This is a genomic window from Flavipsychrobacter sp. (assembly GCA_041392855.1).
Classification (GTDB): Bacteria; Bacteroidota; Bacteroidia; order Chitinophagales; family Chitinophagaceae; genus UBA5543.
This window is the reverse complement of record JAWKLD010000001.1, coordinates 2057523-2079504: the sequence shown is the minus strand read 5'-3', so window position 1 is coordinate 2079504 and position 21982 is coordinate 2057523. Positions and strand designations below refer to the sequence as shown.

Sequence of the window (21982 nt, the reverse complement as noted above, 5' to 3'; positions counted from 1 at the left end):
GTGGTGTGGGAGGGAATTGAACCCCCGACACAAGGATTTTAATTTTTAAGTAATAATAGTCCAAATAGATTAAACATTATTCCTTTGGTTCAAATCCTTTAAAACCAAACTTAGCAATAATACCTATGCTTATTCGTTTACCGAAAGTGCTTTTTTCGTCTGCCATGTTACCAAACACATCATTTGTTTGAACGAAAACACCTCCCATGATCTTATTGTCTGTAGCATTATACATATGAAGGCCTAGACCTAAAATAGTATTGTTATTTAGATTAGACGTATTGACATCATAAATATAATGACGCAAGTATGGATTAATGTTTAGATATAAGTGACTTGTACTTTTATTGGGTTTTAGTTTTATCAAATAAGCATAATCAAAATTAAAGTCATACCTATAAAAAGTATCGTATGAACCAGATATAGCAGTAATATCTTGTGAACTTGTAAAGTTGCCTGTAGATATAGTAGTATCCAGTGTTTTTAGGTTATATGTAGAGCTACTTAATCCTGATAAGTTATTTGTATAATTAGTTGCTATACTAGCCCCCAAAAAGTTGTAATTTTTAATTTGTAAAGTGTAACCTAATTCCACTCTATAGCCTAAAAAGTTCCTATTTTGAAAACGACTTTTTATTGTAAGACTATCTTGACCATAATCGTATTTAAAAGTAGTCCCATTACCAGATGCTCTAATGTATACAAGCCCATTTTTAGCATACTGTTTTTTATTTAAAAGTCTCGCATGATTATACTTATTAGGTTTGTTTTTATTGCAAAAAATAAGGTGATTTCTTAGAAGGAGATATGTATTCCGTATATCTAAATAAGTCTCAGCATATTTTTTTGAGTCTACGTTTTTTAACTTCTTTTCAAGCAGAGATTCTTTTTTAAGAACTTCTAATGTTTTATTTAGAACTTTTGACAAACTATCTTGAGAGTTAATATTTTCTATTTGAATAGTAATTTTATGATATTTGTCTAAATTCTTATATGCGGCTATTACTGAATCTGCATTATCAGCATAGTTTTCTAGAGATGATCTTGATAATGTTATAAGTAGCCCGTAAAATTTTTTAAGCGTATCAACTCTGTTTTTGATTGTATTTTTAGTATTTTCTATTTGCTTATGATAATCACTCAGTTTATCATAAGCAAGAAATGTTTTTTTTAAAATACTAGCATCGATTACATCTTCATTTTTAGCAGTGCCGTCTTTGTAGTATGGGCTTAATATTATTTTATAGTCATCGTCAATGATGTTAACATCATGTAACTTAGATAGCAGAGTGTTAATCTTTTGTCTTAGAGATATTTCGTCATCCATCCTCCTCTTAGCTTCATTGAGTTTTTTATTAAAGGAAGCCCCATTCTTTTTATGAATAGAATTCCAGTGGAAGCCTCCCATTAATGTAATTGCTCCAGTTGATGTAGCATCTCCACCACTAAAAAGTGTGCCTAGTCCGTCCTTAACTTTGCCTGTTACTTCTCCACCTACAGTAATATTATTGCCAAATTTTGAGTTTTGTTTTGATTGCTTATTAATATCGTATCTATTATAAAAAGAAAAATTTGCAACTCCATTTGGTATATCTAGTGCAATAGATGATGTAGGAATAATTATGGGACTATATCCATCTACATCCTGCGAAATTGTTTGTGCATTCAATTGTATGCACGACAACAATATCCAAGTGATACTTATAATAAAGCATTTCAACAGATTATACATAATTGACAGTTTATTTAGTTGATTTCTACAATAAAGTTTTTATATCCAGATCCAGATTGTTGTTTTGTATCTGGAGTAGGAGCTTTGTTACCACTTTTATACGTATAAATGCTATTAATTGTTAATGTCCATTGTATTAGTAAGCTGTCATTAACGTATCCTTTCAAAATATTCTTATTGTTTTCATAGTATATATACGCACCGCTAGCATTATTTCCTTGCATAACAGCGCCATCAAAATTCACGCTTGGCTGGTTGCCACCTGCTATTGCAAAGTTGACATCTGCAAAGTCAGTAACACTAGTCGAAACTCTACCATTTTCAATCTTAAATATTGGATCTACATTAGCGACTTCATAAATTGTTAATGTGCTAGTTCTAGTAACACTACTGGACAATCTTTCTTTTATTTGAGATGTAGTTAATGAGTTTTCATTTACTAGAATTGAGATCATATCTTCTTTGATACTTTTTATTCGTTTTGATCTATTAATCCTATTTATTGTCATTTTTTGTCGTGCCATAGAGTAAAATTTTAGTTGTTTTTGATAGCTATTTTCCTTTTGTATTGAGGGTGACTTTTGAAGGGTTATTAATGTGTATGTACGATTTGATTTGCCTGTTCTCTTTGTAGTATAGTATTGCGGTGTCAGGTTTTATGTATAAATACTTCAAAGAATAATTGCCTCTTATAATGCTATCTTGTGTTGGTAAAACCGTTAAGAGTATAGTTGCCCTTTTACCTGTACTTTTTTTATGGGTACTTACTCCCCTTAATTCAAACCTAATATCTGTGGTGCTATCCGGTAAAGACGCTTTAAACTGAGCAACACTTTCTGTTATTGAGAAATAACAAAATTGTGTTTTTGGGATAAGGTTATTTGTAGGTCTTTGGGTTTCAGAGTTAATGCCAAGAAAAACAAAAATTATGAATATAATAGTTGCTAGTGTTACGGCTATTGATGCCCCTTTCAGCTTATTCTGTAAATGTGCAACAAATGCATTGTGTGCTTTGTGTACCAAAACGGGATCTCTGATATCCCTTATTTCGGTTGCACTATTATCCAGTAGCCCTAATGAGAAATACAGTTTGGAAAGCTGTAAAGTAGCTATGGCTATACCTAAGAAGATAAATGTATCAATTTTTGTTGTTTGTAATGTAACAGTTAAGCCTATACTACCTAAAAAGGAGGCAACGGAAAGTGTATTCAAGTACTTGATATAGCCTGTAAATTTTTTCTGAAGGGTAGGGATTGAATTATCTAGCAAATCCCTGCCATAGCTCAACCAATATGAATTGTAGTTAAAAGGAGCGTTATTAAGCCCTAAAGGTTGTTTAGATATTGCCATAACAGTTACTATTTAGTAGAGGGTAAATTGTAGCCTATATAGTTGGCATGTCCGTTATCGCAATAAACGACGATATAATGCCTATATTCCACTTCAGATTTCGTCTCATCCCTTTCTTCAGCAATACTTGCAGAAATAGCTCTGCTAGGTACTTGAGGTATGTCATACTCAATACCTGGTAAAACATTTGTTGAGGGGATTTCTTTTTGGAAAACAACGTCTAGTTTACATTCTTTATTTGAACAGCTTACTTTTTCCATGAGTTGATTATTATTTTTCTCATATAAAAGTACATTGTTATGTAAAAAGAAAACACGTGAAAAACACCCTGTTTTTGTTGTACCAAAAGAAAAAGGCTTCCAAGATAATCTCTTGAAAGCCTTTGTGTAGTGGTGGTGTGGGAGGGAATTGAACCCCCGACACAAGGATTTTCAGTCCAGAAATTACTGGTTTAATATGGTTTTATATGTACGTAAACCGTTGATAACCAGCTTTAATTTTCCAAATTAAACCACATGGGTTTTTATAAATAGGGTAATTGTTCGACCATTGTTCGACCAAAGTTTTTAACTTTGTTGAACCAAGAAACCCTAACCTTAAACCTATCAGGTCATCATGGCATCCGTGAAAATTATTCTTCGCAAGAGGGCGAATAAAGATGATACACACGCCCTCGTACTTCAGATTATTAAAGATCGTAAAAAATCTATTATACATCTTGGGCATCATGTTAAGCAATCAGATTGGGATGATACCAAAAAGCAGGTCAAAAAGTCTCATCCAAACTCCGCACGTTTAAACGCTTTTCTGCTTACCAAGCATGCCGAAGCTATGGCCAAGGTATTAGAGCAAGAAACGCAAAAAGATACGGTTTCTGCGAAGGCGTTAAAGAATAAAATTAAACCCCAGACAGGAGTTTCATTTATTGCACAATCTCAGGACTATTTGGATACTTTAAAATCCGCAGGAAAATATAATCAATACACTGCTGATAAAGCGAGAATTAATCGATTTAAAAAATATCTAAAGAACGACATTTCATTCTCCGACATTACACCTGGACTACTCAAAAAATTTGATGCTTATCTAAGAAGCTGCACTACAGGTAAAATCAACAAAAAGAAGCTTAGTGAAAGAACTATAGTCAATCACATGGCTGTCATTCGTAGTGTATTTGCACATGCTCGCAGAAACGGAGTAATTACTAAAGAGCAAAGCCCTTTTGGTGGCGATGGAGGAATAAAGATTAAGTTTCCTGACTCTACCAAAACAGGGCCATCTGAAAGTGCGATTGCCAGGCTGGAAGAGCTTAGATTAGAAGACCCGCGTCATGAACACGCCCGTAAACTATGGTTGTTCTCTTTCTATTTTGCTGGAATGAGGGTTTCTGATGTTTTTAGACTGCGATGGTCAGATTTTGTGAATTATAGGCTTGTCTATTCAATGGGGAAAAACAACAAAGTCGGTTCACTCAAAATTCCTGATAAAGCTGTAGAGATATTAAAACACTATGAGCAATTCAGAGTTAATAGTGACGACTTAGTCTTTCCTGAATTAAAGGGCGTGGACTTTAATGACGAATTCAAAGCGCAAAGAACTATTGCATTTAAGACGAGTGCATTAGATAAGGTGCTTAGAAAATATGTGGGTCCGGCAGCTAACATAGAAGAAAAACTCACAATGCACATGGCCAGACATTCATTTGGGGCGTTAGCGGGTGATGCAATACCGATACAGATGCTTCAAAAGCTCTACAGGCATTCAAATGTTGCCACTACTATTGGCTATCAATCCAATTTTATTCACAAAGAAGCTGATGACGCATTGGACGCTGTACTAGGAAAGGTCAAAAATCATATCGACCCTGAACCGTAAAGTAAAATCATATAGCTTGTGATTTGCTACTCGTTTATTTTTAACAATGGGTAAGATAATTCAATACTGATTTTTTTAGGAAGAAACCACTCTCGGCAAATTTCTTCATACATTGTTCCCAGGTTTGTTAGGTGATGCCACAAAATAATAATCATGCTTTTCAAAACATCCCAATCCTGTCTGTCATTTTGCAATAGATTTTTTACACTCTTTAGATCTGCATGAGCTAATGGCAACACATTCCAGTATTTGTATCTCCAGATATCCATATCTTCGATTTGTGCAATAAAGTATAGCAGTTGAACTTTTATCTTTTGAATATCATTCTCAACTCGCTTTTCGACATCATCACGCAGTGTCTTGACAGGATAGTCTTTGAATCCCAAAAGATGGGCTATTTCATTTTTTTGGTAAGAAAATTTTGAGAAGGCACCAAGTAGTTTAGAACGTTTGCCGTAAAAGCCCAATGCAGCAGCTGTAACTACTTTATTTGATAAGCGATTTAGCGTGGGGATTGTTATCAACACGGATTGTCGATCTGCATAATTTGAATCCTTAGGCAGAATGATTTTTTCAATATAATCATTCATACAAACGAAATACACCTCACGTGTGGATATATCCACTAGAAAAAGAAGAAAAGAAATACTTCCACCAAGAGCCTGAACAGTCAAGATTGAGTTGGTATCATATCTATAAGTTACACATTCAATATTGACAGATTTAGTTTTGTCTTCTGTCCATACTCCCTTAGCTACGTTTTCGACATCATAAAGAGTTATTTCCCTCTTTGGAATCGACGATATAGATTTTACTTGCACATAGATAAATTCACCTAAAGTCTCAGCCAATTCGCCTTCAGTCTTCTCGAATAATTCAATAACTAAATCCACTCCGTAGTCTGGTCTATTGAAATCTCTTACTACCCATTCCGCAGGAATCTGCTGTTTTATTATTTTATATGACTCGTCCTCCATTATATGTTGAAGAACTCTTTGTTTTCTACGTGCCGTCATCTTTTAGTTATTTGATGCCATTTCAGCAACATTTTGTTACAGGTAGGATGGTTATCGTGTCAACTTTCATTATAGAATAGATGAACGCAGCTAAGATCATCCCGATAAATAAAACACTCAGTTTTGTAATTTGCCCCATAAGGACATCTTTCAACGCGTAATGACGTAACCGTATAAAACTCAATATTATCAACTTCATAATCGCTTTCGAAGTCGTGTTCTGCTGGTAAATTTTTATAATTCAGAATGTCTGAATTAAGTTCTTGTGTACCGGTGTAGAATAATGACAGTACGATTACGCGTTTCACATTATCGAAAAAGCCTTTCTCACGCTCAATAAGTTTTCTAATTGTACGTCCGTCATTTACTACGTCTGTTACAATTATTATAGTTTTAAATTCTCCAGTTGTGTTTTCGAAATTCAACTTCTTTTCATAGTCATGATGATCATCGTAGCGATACGAATAAGGGAGCGAGGTGTATGGGATGTTATATTTAATTGAGGCTTTACTGGATAATATATTTCCTTCATAACCCAAGCCAATTATTAATTGACAATCTTCTGCGAGATTAAGCTTATCAATGATATCCATTATTGCCGTCTGTGAGAAGTATAAATCGCTGTTGTCCTCTAAGAGCTTTGTAATATCAATCCAATTATGGGCTCTAGATGTTTCACTCCAGTGGAAATGTCCAGAGTGGAATAGCTTTTTGTCTTTCACAATCGAATACAAGTAATCTGAAATTCCTTCGTTTCTGTATATAGACTTTGACTGAATAGACCCCCCTAATTTTTCATTTGACGATAGTTCTGCATTTTCAGAATGTGGTAACTCTATTGCAGCTTCTATTTCTTGTTTGTTTTTTACAAACAACACAAACTCTTGGGGTTGTTTAGCGGGGCCATTATCTCGCCGTTGCCAAAAAAATGGAGAGCTATTATCTTGCGTTTTTTGCAATCCAAATATTACATTGCCTAATGAAATTTGTTCCTCTGTAACATTGACCGGGTAGACCTTAAATGCAGCATCATGTGGGATACTTGTTAATGAGCCGCAATCACTAGTTTCTATAGATTCGACTTTTCTAGAGTTACTGGTATGCTCATTTCCAGTTAGAATTACCTTAATATTTTGTCGCTGTAGCTCATCCAGAAAATGCTGTCTGTTTTCCCTCTCCCATTGGCCTCGATTTGTGTCTTCAAAGCCAGCAGTAAAGTTATGATGCCAAGCCAATACAAACTGTACTCTTTTGCAATCATACTTTTCTTTTAGAGCCTCTATTTCTGCCTTAAAAGTTTCTACTGGTACGTATCCTTCCCCGCCAGCTGCATCAATTTTGTAATTAGAATTTAGGCCAATTAGAACTAGTAGAGGATCAACTGCAATATGTTTTATGATGATATTGTTGAATTGATATTCTTCGTTTGTAACATCCGTATAGAAAGTAGAAAAGTTTTTAAATTTAATTTCGTTTAGTAGATGGGATGAGTTATTTGGCCTTTCATCTAATTCTTTAAGTAGAGATAGTCTATGCACATCGTGATCTCCCGGTAATATGAGACATTCGCTGATCTTGATTCCTAAGCCCGAAATTATTCTTTTTAGAAAAGTTGATGCTGATTCATACTCAGTTACTGAACCAGTGTCTGCGATGTCTCCGGTCACTAGTAAAAAATATGTTGCATCTTTAAACTCCTTTTTAATGGAGTCAAGAAACTCATCGATGAAGTTGAACGCAGATTCTGTGTTTGCATCAGTTGTGAGATATGAATTGATGCTATCATTTACCCTGCCATCATTTTTGACTTTAGTACTCACATGGAGGTCAGATATATGGATTATCACTTTCGTCATTAAATCAATTCTAAGTTTGTAGTTATGCCATATCCTAGCTCTTTATTATTATCTCTGTTAATAGAGAAAACTGCTATCGTTGCTTCACTTCTAAGGATGTCGCTTTTGCTTAGTGTTTCAGTTTTTATTATTGCGACATTCCCGAGGTAGCGACCGCCGATAAACTGTATTAAGTTTTTAACTATTTTTACTTCAGTACCCAGGCAGACCAGATCAGACACCACTATGTATTTTCGATCTTTAATTATCGTGCTGTCAATTCTGTTGTATAATTTATTGACTGGACCTATTTTGTCGAGGATTAAAATGTCTAATTGCAAAAGATTAGAAAGGACTGAAACGATATAGGCACTGTTCAGGCTTTGGCAAATTAGAATAGGTTTCATGCCGATTTCTTGACCCCATTCTAATTGTATCTTTGACGCTAATCTATAGAGTGAAAATAGTACAAATTCCTTTTCGTAACTAATGAACTTTTTAATGTCAACGTAAGAAGTTAGATAGATGTATGATGAGGTATGCGGTTTTTTATGCGGTTCAATAAATTGTTTTATTTTTTCCTTGAATGTTAATTCGAATAGTCGAGCAGCATTTATTCCAACATTTGTGAAAGGGTCATGTCCATCCTCGAAGAAATAGAATTTTCTATATTCGTCGCCGTCTAGCTGATTTTTTTCATTTGTTATAGTAGATAGTGATAGTTCGTCACAAAGAGATTTCTGCAAGTGAAGGAATACAATTTTATAACCTTCATTTTTTAGTTCAACTAGTACTTTGTTGAGGTTTTGTTGACATGCTCTTAAAAATTTGCAATCGAATGTAATTGCTTTTGCAGTTTTTTGTGATTTTATGTATTCAATAATTCGTTTTAATGTTATTATTTGTAACCTATTACCGTATATCCCAACATTGTCATCCGCAATAAAATTGGAAGTTACAACCTCTTCAGCATGAAGGTTGACATAAATGTAATTATCCGTATTAATTGCCGATATTACCATGATTTTGTGGATTAGGTATCTCTACTTCAAGATGTACACCTCGAAATTTGACTTTATAAAATCTAATTGAAGAGTATTTAATATCTTCAGTATATTTTCCTGCTAGTCTTTCATAAAATGTAATAAAGGCTGCTTTCATAGGTGTTGTATATTCCTTTATTTTTCTTTCACATTCTTCTACTGTGATTTTTTGAAACTCTCTGTCTGTATGTAGTTTATAAATTGAAGTTCTTATATTATTAAGAGTATACAACTCGTCCTTCATTCTATTGGAAATTATTAGCTGACTATTTTCACAGTGGATTCTAAAATATCCGTTGCTGTTTAAAACGACATTCATCATCAAATCAAATAGACCCCTTCTGGACTTCAGTGATGAGTAATACAAAACTTCTAACACTACAAATAGATTTCGCAGAATAAGCTTTGGGATAGCTCTTATTACACTGTTTTTTTCTAAATCTGCAATAAGATCACCAAAAAGATAGTAGGGTAGCGAACTCTTTTTTGCCATTGAGTTTTCAAATCCGACACCATTATCTGAAATTGAAAATTTTGTACTAAATCGATCGACGAACATTAGTGCAAAAGTGTCTGTTCCTGAGTATAGTACTGAATTCGTAATTAGTTCCGTCAGAATATCCATATAGATATTTTGGACCTCGCGTGTGGATGCATTAAGACCAAGTAGTTCATTGAAATGCTCTCTTGTTTTGTAGGTGTAATGCGATATTAAAAAATCACGCATATCCTCGTCGGTTTCTATTTTCTCATGTTCTTTTTCATAGCGTGATAAGTCATCTTGTAAGTCGTCGTCAGTTATAGAATATGCTCGAACCAAGTGTTCCTTGCGAAATTTTTTTCCATGAAATGAACCAAGGTATAACTTATCAAATTCAAGTATAGATCGACCATGTGGCGAAGAAACAAATTCACCATTCCCTGCGATGAAAAAGAATTGTGACTTAAACAGGAATTCTAGTACTGGTATTGTTGCAACATTATTGTATAGTAGAAGTTGTAATGGGCTATTGTGATATCTCTTTAATTGTTGGACTAGGCTTAATAAAAGCGGAATTACAATTGGGTCGATTCTATACGTTGAATTAAATATCTCGTCATCACCTTTCTCAAAAAGTTTAAAGATAATAGGCTCTTGTGCCGGATTCTTGTAAAAGTTTGCAACTTCTTCTAGAAAATCGGTGTAGAATCTATATGGGGTCAAAGGTATATTTGCCTTTAATATTGACGTTGTAGTAGCCATCTTTAGTGAAATTATAAAATATTATAAATATTAGTTAGTGTTGACATGTTATTTCGAGAGCTATATGCGCATAAGGTTAATGTGTGTCATTTAAAATTTCTGCCTTTTGAGAAAATTTCACCTTGATTAGTCAGTTTCTCACGTGTTGGCTTACGCTCGTCTACAAAAGTGCATTCCCGGTTGTCAGCACAAGATCTAAGTTGCAACTTGTGATGATTCTTTTGAACCTCTCCAAGTTTTTTCAACATCTTCGATATATCATGGCATTTACTTACAATTACATGTGTTACCTCCCCTTCTCTTTGTAGCTTGCCCTCAACCATTAATAATGTAGCCCGCAATATTTCTTTTCGATAAGTTTCAAACAAGCTTTGCCAAACCACAAGGTTTGCAAAGCCAGTTTCATCCTCAATTGTGATAAAACACACCCCAGCGGCAGTGCCTGGGCGCTGACGAACGAGTACTAGCCCAGATACTTTTACACTCTCTCCATTTTTACAATCGACAAGCTGAGCCGTAGTCAGGACATTAAGCTGTGTTAGTTTCTCACGAACGAAGTCGACTGGGTGCTTTTTGAGAGATAGCGACATACTACCGTAATCGTGTAAAACATGTTCGGAAAGTGCCATGGGTGGAAGTTTAATACAATTTTCAGCCACACTTTCGGAGCTTTGCCCAGTATAGATGCCGTTTGGTCTATCAGCTAGGGCAGACACATACCACAAGGCTTGTCTGCGGTCGAGCCCGATAGACCGGAAGGCATCAGCATCTGCCAGCATTTCGATTGCTGATAATGAAGCACCAGCGTCCATTAATTCTGTAATTCTGGTGAAGTGTTTACGCCTGCTAGCGACTAGAACCGTCATATCTTCTACGCGGAGACCTTTAACCTGACGAAAGCCAAGACGTACTGCTCTGAATTTTCCGACTTGTTCTTCAAGCGTATTGTCCCAAAAAGAATAATTGATATCTACTGGTCTTACCTCAACTCTGTGGTTACGTGCATCACTCACAAGTTGGGCTGGTTGATAAAAGCCCATTGGCTGGCTGTTCAGTAACGCCGTACAAAATATGTCAGGATAATAGCATTTAATCCAACAGGATACATACACTAGTAATGCAAAACTGGCAGCATGGCTTTCAGGAAATCCATATGCTCCAAAACCCTCTAGTTGACGCATGATGCGAGTTGCAAATTCATGAGTGTAGCCGCGTTCCAACATGCCATTAATCAGACGTTTTTCAAACTGGTTGACTGTTCCCTTGGCTTTAAAAGTTGCCATACTACGGCGTAGCTCATCTGCTTCGGCAGGTGTAAATCCTGCGGCAATGATGGCAATTTTCATGACTTGTTCTTGGAATAGTGGTACACCTAAAGTCCTTCCCAATATTTTTTCAAGGTCTTTGGATGGATAGGTTACAGGTTCTTCTCCATTTCGCCTGCGTAGATATGGATGCACCATGTCACCCTGTATCGGCCCTGGTCGAACGATTGCTACCTCAATTACCAAGTCGTAAAAGTTTTTGGGTTTTAGACGAGGCAGCATGGATTGCTGCGCCCTACTCTCGATCTGAAAAACGCCGATGGTGTCTGCATGTCCAACCATTTCATAAACAGCAGGATCATCCTGCGGTATATTTGCTAAGGTTAATGTCAATCCGTAATGTTTTTTAGCTAGGTCAAATGCCTTCCGGATGCAGGTCAACATGCCTAAAGCCAACACGTCAATTTTTAAAAACCCAAGCGCATCTATATCATCTTTATTCCATTCAATGTTAGTACGGTTTTCCATCCTTGCATTCAGAATAGGGCATAAATCAGTTAACTTATCCTGTGTAATAACAAAGCCGCCAGTATGCTGTCCTAGCTGGCGCGGAAAACCCATAAACTGTTTGGTCAGTTCCAATACTTTAAGAAGATGCTTGTCTTCAGGGTTGAAGCCCTGATCACTGATACGTTTACGTTCAAACCATTCATCGGTAAATTCCCAAAGTGATTTTGACAGTCGGTTGATAGCGTCAACGGACATCCCCATTGCTTTAGCTACGTCACGTATTGCACCTTTTTGATGCAACTGTGTGACTGTAGCGACAATCCCGGCCCGGTCACGTCCATATTTCTCATAGATATACTGGATTACTTCTTCGCGACGTTCATGCTCGAAGTCCACGTCAATATCTGGTGGTTCATCGCGTGCGGATGATATAAAGCGTTCGAAAAGCAAATCAAATTTGGTAGGATCGACCGATGTAATGCCTAGAACGAAACAGATTGTTGAGTTTGCTGCCGACCCTCTCCCTTGACATAGAATTCCCTTACTTCGAGCAAAACGTACAATATCATACACCGTTAGAAAATAAGGTGCATAATCCATCTCACTAATAAAAGCTAGTTCGTGATTAATATTTGTAATAACTTTTTCAGGTAACGGCTCACCATAAAAATCTTTTGCGCCTTGCCAGGTAAGGTCGACAAGCTCTTCGTAAGGCGGTCTGCCGTTTGTGATCTCTTCTGGATAAACATATTTGAGTTCACTTAAAGAAAACTGGCAAGCTTCGGCAATTTCCTGCGTGCGTGTAATGGCATCAGGGTATTGCATGAACAGCCTTTGCATCTCTTTTGTCGTTTTGAGATAACGTTCGGCGTTTTGATGTAAGCGATAGCCTGCATTATAGATTGTGCATTTCTCACGCACACAGGTCATGATGTCCTGCAATTCGCGGCGTTCAGGTATATGATAATGTATGTCATTCACTGCGACAAGTGGGATGTCAAACTGGTCTGATAATTGAGCAAGTCTGAATAAACGCTTTGCATCATTAGCTTGATAGGTGCGTGATGCGCCTAAATAAACATGATTGCCAAATTGCTTTCTATACTCTGAAACAGCTTTGATGAAATCTGCTTCAAATTCGAACTCGCTATTAATTGTATTTGGTGGCACGATAATAAACTTGATCCCTTGTGCTGCTGCAAATACATCAGCTTTGTATAAATCGCATCTGCCTTTTTCTGTACGCAAATTACCTGTTGACAGCAAGCCTGAAAGCCGTGAATAAGCATCTTTGTTGGTGGGGTAAGCCAAAAGACTAATACCATCAACCAGATCAAGGCGGCAGCCAACAATGAGACGGATGCCTGCTTTCTTTGCAGCACTATAGGCACGGACAATTCCAGCAAGTGTGTTGCGGTCTGTGATAGCAATTGTTTCATACCCCAGCTCTACAGCATAGTTTATGAGTTCTTCTGGGTGCGAAGCCCCACGTAAAAAACTGAAATTTGACGTGACCTGTAGTTCTGTATAGCTCATCTTTTTTAGGTTTAAGCAAAAAAGCCATGTATAAACCATTTAGGTTCATGATTAAGATAATGGCCTAAACGAAACAGCCAATATCGTGCGCCCTTGTCATCCTCAACACAATAATAGTCCCGATATAATCCCTGCTCAATCCACCATTCCTGTTCTATACGTTCCGGCCCATCTGCTTTTTTGACTCGATACAAATTCCCTTTGTGCTTAAATAACATTGGTGGATAGTCAGGCATTGCAACTGTCACTTCAATTAATTCAGGATCACGTAATAAATGTACAGGACGCGGTAAATCATCTTGCCATGTTGTGGTTGCTTCTTCTTCCAGTGACTTCGCCTCTTTAAATGAACGTTCCGGCCAATGATGCTCATCTGGCAAATAGCGGTGAATAGTATGCATACCGACTTTTACGGCAATGCGGTCAAGTAATTCTGCAAGTTCCTTTTGGCGGTTGTAGCTGAAATTCCAGATAGCTTCTTGATTACTAGATAAATGCTCTACAACAGTTGCCTCTAAGACAAAAAGTTCAATCCCCAAGGCTGGCATAATCTGCCCGATTTTGATTTCAAAAAGTCTGAATAAATGCATGGCATTGCGAGATGCTTTCGCTGTCCCTATATCGATACTCTGTATGTTATTATCAATGCGGTAACACTTAAACACTGCCTTTCGAATCCCCTTCTCTTCTGCTGTCAATCTTTGACAAATTTTATCGAGAAGCTCTTGTAACGCATATTCAATCGCTTGTGCAGTACGGACAGGTTCAAGGCTTGGAAGACGTTCCTGATAAGGTTCTATTGGTTTAACAGGCACCAACACCTCTATTTCTTGCCCTAGAGCCTGATCTAAACGGGATAGTAAGGACTGCCCAAAACGTCTTCTTAGTGCTGAACGAGGCATGGTCATAAACTTTCCAATCTCGATTAACCCAAGTTTATTTAGTCGTTCATTTGTTGAGGTTTCCAGACGAAGTGCAGCAGGTGGTAACAGATTAAGTGCTTCAACCTGCTTACCAGATTCAATAACCGGGTTTGACAGACCAAAGCGGGCAATTGCCCACGCGCAGCCAATAGTATCAGCCATACCCGGCCTTACTGAGTAACCGAATGCACTTAACCTTCCTAGTAAATCTTTTAGATACTGTAGCTCGCTACCCCAAAGATGAGTGCAACCACTTACATCCAAGATAAGTCCATCAGGTGGGTCAATTGCTGCTATGGGTGTATAGCGAATGCACCATTCAGCTATTGCAGTAAGCAGCGTAACATCCTTGCCATGCTGGTCGTCGAACACTTGTAAACTAGGCAATATGGCTCTTCCATCAGCAACCACCATACCAGGAGAGATGCCATTTGCAGATGCTATAGGATTAACAGCTTTGACAACCATTCGTCCTCGCTCTGGGGCTGCAAATACAAACGGTATATTCTTTAGCTCAGGCTTGCGACGGGTGAGCCAATCCGTTGTTAAGTAACGGAACCATATAGAAACAAAACGCTTTGCCATTATTACGCGGTTTTGCGTTTTTGAATTTGAGTTTTGTCTGTTTTCGGTAATAGATGCTGAAAGCCTTTTGCAGACCATTGGACATCCCAAGAATTTGGCTTCCCATTTCTGACTTTTGATAGCTGTACATGCCACTGTGAAAACCCCATGCCTGGCACTGTTGTATCATTGTGACTTGGTAATGAAGTGATTTTCCAACGAGCTACTGTAGCAAGTGTGTTTTCTGAGCGTGGGTTATAGCGATGCAGCAATCCGGTTACATTACTTTGCTCGACAGCAAGTTGCAAACGTCTTGAGTCATTGAAATTCATATCACTCAATTCACCAATGACAAGTGACAACGATTGACATTTTAATGCTTCTTCAACTGCCCATAGTACGTCCTTTTGTCGTGATAGGTCTACACAAATTACACGAGAAGCATCTAAGCCATATTGTTTTAGCGATGGTGGATAAAGTGTTCGCCTTGTGCTGACCCAAAGACAAGTGCCTTGTTGCTGCATTAGTCTTCCTGCAAGAGCGACTATAAAGCCTGTTGTTGCGGCTGCATCGGCTACTTTATAGCTGATAAATTCATGAATTGCACCAATTGGGAATGAATTTTGTGGAAAAGCGTCAGCAATTGGTCCAAGTCCTAATTCTGGTACATCAGATTTTGTTTTTTTGAAACGTTGCAAGGCATATACTTCCTGCTGTAATTTTTCAATGAGCCCAGATTTACTGGACGAGTAGCCGATAGGTGTGATTACTTTAGCACGTTCCATAAGTGTTTGTTTTGCAATTATTGCACAAATGTACAAATAATGAGAAAATAAATTGTACACATGTCTATATTTTGAATGCAAACCATGTATATCCAAGCCAACAAGGGGAAATATTTATTTTTACAGGTATAACCCTTCAAACAAAACAGACTAATAATGTGCTACCATACCTCTACTGCGGTTGAGCCAAAGCTAAAAGAATATCTACCTGGCTATGACGTAAAAAATGCTGCCTTTTATTATCACCTCTCTGGTTTTGATCACAAGTTTATACCAGTGACAACTAACGAACATCCACTTGTCGTGGATGGTGGTATCTGGGGACTTGTACCAGGTTGGGTACACGAATCAGCAAGAGCAAAAGAAATCGCAGACATGACCTTGAATGCAAGATGCGAAAAGGTCTTCACGACAGCTTCATACAAAAACTATATTGGCAAAAATCGCTGTTTAATCTGGGTCGATGGTTTTTATGAATGGCAATGGCGGGATAACGGGAAAAATAAGATTCCACATTATATCTATATGCCCAATCATCAGCCATTTTCCTTTGGCGGTATATATTCAAACTGGGCGCGCCCAGATACTGGTGAAATAATGACAACGGTAAGTATTATTACCACACCCGCTAACGATCTTATGGCTGAAATTCACAACAACAAAAAGCGTATGCCATTTATAGTGTTGCCAGAAGAGCGTGATAAATGGCTTGGGCAACTAGATAAACAGGAAATAGCAGATATTATGCGCCCATGCCCTGACGGATTGCTGCAAGCTCATACAATTTCAAAAGCTATCAGCCAGCGTGGGATTGATACGAATGTTCCTGAAATTCAAAAGCCCGTCCCATATGACTTGCCCCCAAGTACTGGTACCTTATTTTAACTATAATCTTAGGGTTTGTAATTTCATTCAAGGTATACAGAGTGCACCGTCATCCGCAAAAGAGTAATACCCCTCTTTTGTCACAATGATGTGATCCAGCACACGCAGGTCTAAAAAACTTCCAGCTTCTTTCATCTTGGTAGTTAAAGCCGTATCCTCTTTACTAGGTTGCAAATTACCCGAAGGGTGATTGTGAGACAGGATTATGCTCGCTGCATTAGCTTTTAAAGCAGTAGAAAAAACAATTTTAGGGTCAACAACAGTTCCGGTTAAACCGCCGGAAGATATTTCGCTAATTCCTATCACTTTACTCGCACGATTAAGCAGCAGAATCTTAAATTGTTCCAGTAATTCAATTTTATTACCGTCCCAATACTGTAATAAGATGTTATACGCATCTATGGAGGATTTGACTGTGGGGCGTTCAGAAGCCTTGACCTTAGTCCTATAAACTAGCTCTACTTCTGAAATCTTATATAATGCTTCGTATAACATCGTTCACCTCACTATTGAGTTACAAAGCATAGCTAAGATGATTCGGGGTATTTTTATTGTGAAATTAAAGCAGGTATATAACAATAAGCAGAGCGTTAAATCATCGCTCTTCATACGGTCATGCAGTATCTGCGGTGGATATTAAATAGCTAAGCCACTAGTATTCATCTTTAAACTCTATGTCCTCGGTATTAACGTGATCAGTCTTCCAACCAAGCTTACTAAATTGTATTTTCATTTTTTCAATTTCCTCTGCTGTGTAAGGCTCATCTATTTCGGCATATCCAAATAGAAATTCATTAGTTGATTTAGACATTCCTAATGCTCCAACTTGTTTGCATGCAGAATTAAAAAGATAATGATGATGATGTAAACTTATCTCTAAAAAGCTCTGTAGTTCTTCAGTTGGATAACCATCTTCAAAATAAATGAAAACCATGTGCATGAATGGGAAAACAACATGAGTACGATTCAGCTTTGTGCCAGTACCTACATTGCCATGATACTCAAGAAATGTCCTCGCAAAAGCTGCTCTGTCTAATCGGTCTAGCTGAAAAAACATTGCGGCAAGGTGATGTCCATCTTTTTGTGCTATCAAAAATTCTCTTACAAGTTCATCAATAAAATAGCTTTCTTTTTCGTAATCTTCCTTTATTTCTGTGATTTTCGAATTTTGAAAAGCTTCCCATCTACCATCTATTTTGAGGACATGCGATTGAACATCATCACTTTTTTGCAAATCGTCAGAAAATTTATAGCCTTGTTCAAAGTAAATAGCTATGAGATCCAATTCTGACCCACTAATTATAGTAACACCATTGTAGATTTTCATCGAATCTGTAACATCGTGTTGGATATTTAATTTATCATTATCAGAGATATCATACTCCTCACGCGGCATAATAAACGCGGGGTATTTCCCAAATAATTTACAGCGTTTTGATATGTAGTTTGTAAAGTCAGGAACTGAGTTAAGCTCTTCTAAAGCTGCAAACCAAGCCGCGGCATCCATAACTGTATAGCTTTGCTCATTCAAATAAAAAGAAGTCTGATAGTACTTAACATCAGTACTGATATTTATTACTATTCGATATGTTTCTTTAACTATCTCACTTTGGAATACCTCAGCATCACGATCTGGGTGCTTTAAAAGTACAGGCACATCATTTCGAAATAGAGTGCGCTCTGCTCCTTTTATCTGACGGATAGCTTTATCAGTGGTTTTTTTAAAATACTGCTGATAGTCTCCTTTGAAGGAATAGTTTTTGACTGAAATAATAAAACATACATCTTTAAAGACTATTAGCAGATCACATATCTCCTTATTGTCTTTTACGATATCCAAAGGTGCGGGATAGCACCAGTATTTCAGAAATGACCTGAAAGCGATTTGATTTACAAAACTCTCTCCTAATCGCCCTTTTTCTATCGAATCCATTTTAGCTGATTATCGCAATAGTGAATGATTCATTATCGTCTTTACAATTTAGGAAGATATCAGAAACGGGAACTCTGATGTTGTTGTTAAATATAAATGTGAAGTATAGTATCATTCGTCCGTTCGGTGGATACTTCTTACCACAAATTTGCAAATAAGGTTCAATCGAAAATTTAGCCGCACTTTCTTTATATAGGACTAGTTCGTTCTCTAACGAGTACTTACTTATATCCTGTCCAGAAGGTAGCAGGATTTTATAAGTTGCTAAAGACTTCAATTCATATGGCTTAGGGATACCAGATATGCCACTCGGTAGTTTTTTTGACTTTAGTTCAATGCCAGTTAAAAGAACAGTTTGCTTTGAGTTATTTACAACTGAGAATTGAAGAATGGGATAGCGGCTTTTTTCATTATTATCATCATAAAAAGCATTAGGCTCATCATATCGCTTCCATGAACAACTTGAAGAGTCAATATTAACTGACAGACATTGAATGTTGAAAGTGTCTTTTTTTAAATTAGTCTTGATTTCTTTCGCTTGGTCAATTGAAATATCTCCTTTGGTGAACTTAGAGTGACAATTTCTACAGACCATTAATAGATTGCGTTCTTCGTTATTTGTTCTGTCCTCATCAATGTGATGTATCTCAAAGTGTTCTACGTTGTCGTCAAAACAGATAGGGCATTGCGAGTTAATTTCTTTTTGCAGTATTGCCTTAACTTTTGGAGAAACCTTCTTTCGATTACTACTGGTTCTCACTTTTTTTGAAGTAAATAATGAATATTCAGCACATTCCGTATAATGTCGAGATTCTCCGGGTCTACACTTCTCTGTCTTATATTCTTTATCATATGAATATTGATGAACAGCTAGGTCTTTCATTTCAACTAACTTGTGTTGATGTGGGTGTAAAAAGAATTCTGGACATCCATTACTAATCCAAAATGAGCGACTTCCTCCAATCATTGTAACTGGCTCGCCTGCATTTAGCATCTTACTAATATCCTCGTCGTGTCCCAATATTCCCATTTCTAGCATTGCTTCTTCAACACTGTGAGCCCTCGGCTTGTAGCAAGTCACACCAATAAAGTATGCTGTGTCACGATATCTAACACAGTTATTTAAACAAGGACACCTCAAAGGTAACTTCTGGTCTCGACTGATTTTATAATAATCTTCCTTTGTCATGGCAAAAGTGATGTTAGTCTATTTTTAGATCACGCCTTAATCGATTAAAATTACTATTGACAATTCCTAGGCGTTCGAACTCCTTAAGATCATCTGAAACCGCGTCTTTAAACTTTCGCTTGTCAAGTAGTTTTTTATTTTTATTCGGTAAGTATATTTTAATCGCTTGATCGTATTGATCCGTCAATAAATAATAATTGGCCAAGTTGCCAAGAAGGAATAAATCAGTAGGGTTTTTACCAAGTCCAATTGTCAGGCTTTTCTTTGCATCTTCATATTTTTTTAAGCAAAGTTGACAAAATCCTAGACTGTTATAAATATTGTAGTCGTCAGCGCCTAAAGATATCAGCTTAAATATAGTTTGCTCCTGACCTTCATAGTCCTTTGTAATATTTTGACCCCGGTAAAGTTCGATAGTTTCTATAAGTGTTTTTTCCTGTCCTAGCACGGCCTGGTTTCCAGTGCTCTTTAGACACTCTTCAATTTTAGAAGAATAAATATGCTTTTTTTCAGTAGCTGATAAAATGTCATATGTAGATGGACTATATGCTGATGTTACTTCTTGTTTATAGCATTCACAAATTCGTTCTACCTCTTTCGACTTCATAACAAAGTTGTCCATACACGATAAGTATAACTTGTCTATACTTTGAGAGACCCATACATCCTGGTAAACCTGTTTGTTAATTTCTGCAACGACTTCAATTGTAATATTCACACCATCTAATGTGCTCGGATTTTTGAGACCGATATAGATTGTATTATCCGATTTAAAGTTCACTGGTACTAAAGCTTGTTTGGTATTCGTAACGTAACCATCATTGTAGTAGCGATATGAACCTTCGTAATTATCAACTTTATTTAAAAAGGCATCAGCATTATTTTTATCCAGAAGATATACATCAATACTTGTTGAACCTTGGGGGATTTCAATGTTGGAAAGTGCTGATTTAGTAAGGCCAGAAGGGTCAAGAATCAACGCAGATAGTTGAGTTAGCAAATGTAGATTTGCAGAGCCGCTTTCCCCAGAGCTTGTTGTAAAGCTGTAATACCACTTAACTGTTCCAGGAGGTAAGTTCACCGGAATTATTACCCTGGATTTACCACCAACTGCCGCTCTAGCACCTCCGTTTAGATAAATAGTTCGCTGTTCGACAATTGTTTGTATTTCGCTAGTATTTACATAGTTCTGTGCGACTAAACGATAAAAACTAGAGATAAATAATAAAAAGAGGAAGACTGCTTTCATTGGTATGTTTTAAGATTCAAATATCTCATATTTCAATAATTGAAACAAGCGAGTATACGAATATTGGTGAAATCAGCTTTTATAAAACGTAGGTGTGGTTAAACTGGGATATAATGAATGAACTCTTATTAGAGTCAATGCCAGGATGCTAATGCTTATTTGTTATTTTGAGGGAACCTTTAACACTCTGACTATTTCGGCGAGAAGACTATCAATTATGTTTGAAAAATTCACCTGTGTTACTGTTGGCAACGATTCAGATTGTCTTATTGGTGTATGAAGATATCCATCAGCTATTTTCCTGGATGAATTCTCCAAATGTTGCATTTGATCTTTAAAGGATTTGCCACCATCCCCATAGCTATTTGCAAGTTCTTTAAAGGTCTTGAATCCAAATATTGGTGGGATGTGATCCATGATTGCACGTGTCAACATTGGCATACTTAAATAAGACTCCGTTGCAAATGCAAGATTTAGCTCTTCGCATAGTCGAATGAGTTTTGACAGGTCAAACTCTGTACTTTTTAATGCTAACAAGTTTTCAATTCTGCTAGGGTCAATGTAGGCACTGGAAGTCAATTCCAATTTTATTTCCTTCCGTCCAGAAGACGAAGCTTGTTCTTGGGTTGTAACAGGTGTGGAGTTGCGAATTTTTGCAGCTTCAACACCAATATTGCCAAGCCAATTCATACGTTGTTGAACAACACCTTGAAAGTGCGCCCATGTATTATCATCGTTTGAATATCCTTGGCTTGTAACTAGTAATGAATGGCCTAAACTAAGCCAAAGTCCAGATAAACCAGTATTGGGATATGACTTATTAAGCCAATCCAAAACATGATCTATCCAACGTTCAAAGCGACTATGTGTTTCAACCGCATCACTGCCTTTAAACAATTTTGAACCCTCTTGTATTAAGTTGTCTAGACTGTTTATCTCCATATATCAAAACTAAAGAAATTCCTGATATAGGTTAAACAATGCATACATTGACATGTTCTGCTAGTCTCACTTGGAAAGACAGCAATATTAATTGTCAGCTATACTAT

General features: G+C 36.9%; 18 protein-coding genes. 2 read left to right on the top strand and 16 right to left on the bottom strand.

Annotated features, from left to right (window positions below):
- Positions 1 to 76 precede the first annotated feature (76 nt).
- The 4 genes from R2800_09590 to R2800_09575 all read right to left on the bottom strand — a co-directional run bounded on the left by R2800_09590 (position 77) and on the right by R2800_09575 (position 3342).
- Positions 77 to 1669: a hypothetical protein gene (locus R2800_09590; GenBank protein MEZ5017291.1), complete on the bottom strand. Its 1593-nt coding sequence runs from the start codon at positions 1667 to 1669 to the stop codon at positions 77 to 79.
- Between the two features lie 77 nt (positions 1670 to 1746).
- Positions 1747 to 2256, bottom strand: coding sequence for a hypothetical protein (locus R2800_09585; GenBank protein MEZ5017290.1), 510 nt, complete (start codon positions 2254 to 2256; stop codon positions 1747 to 1749).
- A gap of 28 nt (positions 2257 to 2284) precedes the next feature.
- On the bottom strand, positions 2285 to 3082 hold the full coding sequence (locus R2800_09580; protein MEZ5017289.1) for a hypothetical protein: 798 nt from the start codon (positions 3080 to 3082) through the stop codon (positions 2285 to 2287).
- Positions 3083 to 3090: 8 nt separating this feature from the next.
- The gene (locus tag R2800_09575) at positions 3091 to 3342 is read right to left on the bottom strand and encodes a hypothetical protein (protein MEZ5017288.1); all 252 of its coding nucleotides are present in this window, start codon (positions 3340 to 3342) and stop codon (positions 3091 to 3093) included.
- A gap of 355 nt (positions 3343 to 3697) precedes the next feature.
- Here R2800_09575 and R2800_09570 point away from each other — a divergent pair, with 355 nt between their 5' ends.
- Entirely contained in the window at positions 3698 to 4957 is a 1260-nt protein-coding gene (locus R2800_09570) for a site-specific integrase (GenBank protein MEZ5017287.1), read from the top strand.
- 26 nt (positions 4958 to 4983) lie between these two features.
- Here the strand turns inward: R2800_09570 and R2800_09565 are convergent, their stop codons facing one another.
- The 7 genes from R2800_09565 to R2800_09535 form a co-directional block, all read right to left on the bottom strand.
- A complete protein-coding gene (locus R2800_09565) occupies positions 4984 to 5973 on the bottom strand; it encodes a DUF4365 domain-containing protein (GenBank protein ID MEZ5017286.1) in 990 nt (329 codons plus the stop codon).
- Between the two features lie 59 nt (positions 5974 to 6032).
- A complete protein-coding gene (locus tag R2800_09560) occupies positions 6033 to 7829 on the bottom strand; it encodes a metallophosphoesterase (GenBank protein MEZ5017285.1) in 1797 nt (598 codons plus the stop codon).
- Positions 7829 to 8830: a hypothetical protein gene (locus tag R2800_09555; protein ID MEZ5017284.1), complete on the bottom strand. Its 1002-nt coding sequence runs from the start codon at positions 8828 to 8830 to the stop codon at positions 7829 to 7831. The genes R2800_09560 and R2800_09555 overlap by 1 nt, the downstream gene beginning before the upstream one ends.
- Positions 8811 to 10094 (bottom strand): hypothetical protein, encoded by a 1284-nt coding sequence (locus R2800_09550; protein MEZ5017283.1) that lies wholly within the window; start codon positions 10092 to 10094, stop codon positions 8811 to 8813. Before R2800_09550 ends, R2800_09555 begins: the two co-directional genes overlap by 20 nt.
- 86 nt (positions 10095 to 10180) lie before the next feature.
- Positions 10181 to 13405: an error-prone DNA polymerase gene (locus R2800_09545; protein MEZ5017282.1), complete on the bottom strand. Its 3225-nt coding sequence runs from the start codon at positions 13403 to 13405 to the stop codon at positions 10181 to 10183.
- A gap of 11 nt (positions 13406 to 13416) precedes the next feature.
- Positions 13417 to 14913, bottom strand: a complete 1497-nt coding sequence (locus R2800_09540) for a DNA polymerase Y family protein (GenBank protein MEZ5017281.1) — start codon at positions 14911 to 14913, stop codon at positions 13417 to 13419.
- A 2-nt stretch (positions 14914 to 14915) separates the two neighbouring features.
- Positions 14916 to 15677: an Error-prone repair protein ImuA gene (locus tag R2800_09535; GenBank protein ID MEZ5017280.1), complete on the bottom strand. Its 762-nt coding sequence runs from the start codon at positions 15675 to 15677 to the stop codon at positions 14916 to 14918.
- Positions 15678 to 15833: 156 nt separating this feature from the next.
- Between R2800_09535 and R2800_09530 the strand changes: the two genes are divergently transcribed.
- A complete protein-coding gene (locus R2800_09530) occupies positions 15834 to 16562 on the top strand; it encodes an SOS response-associated peptidase (GenBank protein MEZ5017279.1) in 729 nt (242 codons plus the stop codon).
- A gap of 27 nt (positions 16563 to 16589) precedes the next feature.
- Here R2800_09530 and R2800_09525 read toward each other — a convergent pair whose 3' ends face one another.
- The 5 genes from R2800_09525 to R2800_09505 form a co-directional block, all read right to left on the bottom strand.
- Positions 16590 to 17057, bottom strand: coding sequence for a JAB domain-containing protein (locus R2800_09525; GenBank protein MEZ5017278.1), 468 nt, complete (start codon positions 17055 to 17057; stop codon positions 16590 to 16592).
- Between the two features lie 157 nt (positions 17058 to 17214).
- A complete protein-coding gene (locus R2800_09520; protein MEZ5017277.1) occupies positions 17215 to 18495 on the bottom strand; it encodes a hypothetical protein in 1281 nt (426 codons plus the stop codon).
- Between the two features lies 1 nt (position 18496).
- Entirely contained in the window at positions 18497 to 19684 is a 1188-nt protein-coding gene (locus tag R2800_09515) for an HNH endonuclease signature motif containing protein (GenBank protein ID MEZ5017276.1), read from the bottom strand.
- A 13-nt stretch (positions 19685 to 19697) separates the two neighbouring features.
- Positions 19698 to 20933 (bottom strand): hypothetical protein, encoded by a 1236-nt coding sequence (locus R2800_09510; GenBank protein ID MEZ5017275.1) that lies wholly within the window; start codon positions 20931 to 20933, stop codon positions 19698 to 19700.
- Positions 20934 to 21095: 162 nt separating this feature from the next.
- On the bottom strand, positions 21096 to 21875 hold the full coding sequence (locus R2800_09505) for a hypothetical protein (GenBank protein ID MEZ5017274.1): 780 nt from the start codon (positions 21873 to 21875) through the stop codon (positions 21096 to 21098).
- Between the last annotated feature and the right edge of the window lie 107 nt (positions 21876 to 21982).

Coding starts and splice junctions, on each gene's coding strand:
- R2800_09585 (MEZ5017290.1), bottom strand. CDS start 2,256: ATGGCACGACAAAAAATGACAATAAATAGGATTAATAGATCAAAACGA.
- R2800_09580 (MEZ5017289.1), bottom strand. CDS start 3,082: ATGGCAATATCTAAACAACCTTTAGGGCTTAATAACGCTCCTTTTAAC.
- R2800_09575 (MEZ5017288.1), bottom strand. CDS start 3,342: ATGGAAAAAGTAAGCTGTTCAAATAAAGAATGTAAACTAGACGTTGTT.
- R2800_09570 (MEZ5017287.1), top strand. CDS start 3,698: ATGGCATCCGTGAAAATTATTCTTCGCAAGAGGGCGAATAAAGATGAT.
- R2800_09565 (MEZ5017286.1), bottom strand. CDS start 5,973: ATGACGGCACGTAGAAAACAAAGAGTTCTTCAACATATAATGGAGGAC.
- R2800_09560 (MEZ5017285.1), bottom strand. CDS start 7,829: ATGACGAAAGTGATAATCCATATATCTGACCTCCATGTGAGTACTAAA.
- R2800_09555 (MEZ5017284.1), bottom strand. CDS start 8,830: ATGGTAATATCGGCAATTAATACGGATAATTACATTTATGTCAACCTT.
- R2800_09550 (MEZ5017283.1), bottom strand. CDS start 10,094: ATGGCTACTACAACGTCAATATTAAAGGCAAATATACCTTTGACCCCA.
- R2800_09545 (MEZ5017282.1), bottom strand. CDS start 13,405: ATGAGCTATACAGAACTACAGGTCACGTCAAATTTCAGTTTTTTACGT.
- R2800_09540 (MEZ5017281.1), bottom strand. CDS start 14,913: ATGGCAAAGCGTTTTGTTTCTATATGGTTCCGTTACTTAACAACGGAT.
- R2800_09535 (MEZ5017280.1), bottom strand. CDS start 15,677: ATGGAACGTGCTAAAGTAATCACACCTATCGGCTACTCGTCCAGTAAA.
- R2800_09530 (MEZ5017279.1), top strand. CDS start 15,834: ATGTGCTACCATACCTCTACTGCGGTTGAGCCAAAGCTAAAAGAATAT.
- R2800_09525 (MEZ5017278.1), bottom strand. CDS start 17,057: ATGTTATACGAAGCATTATATAAGATTTCAGAAGTAGAGCTAGTTTAT.
- R2800_09520 (MEZ5017277.1), bottom strand. CDS start 18,495: ATGGATTCGATAGAAAAAGGGCGATTAGGAGAGAGTTTTGTAAATCAA.
- R2800_09515 (MEZ5017276.1), bottom strand. CDS start 19,684: ATGACAAAGGAAGATTATTATAAAATCAGTCGAGACCAGAAGTTACCT.
- R2800_09510 (MEZ5017275.1), bottom strand. CDS start 20,933: ATGAAAGCAGTCTTCCTCTTTTTATTATTTATCTCTAGTTTTTATCGT.
- R2800_09505 (MEZ5017274.1), bottom strand. CDS start 21,875: ATGGAGATAAACAGTCTAGACAACTTAATACAAGAGGGTTCAAAATTG.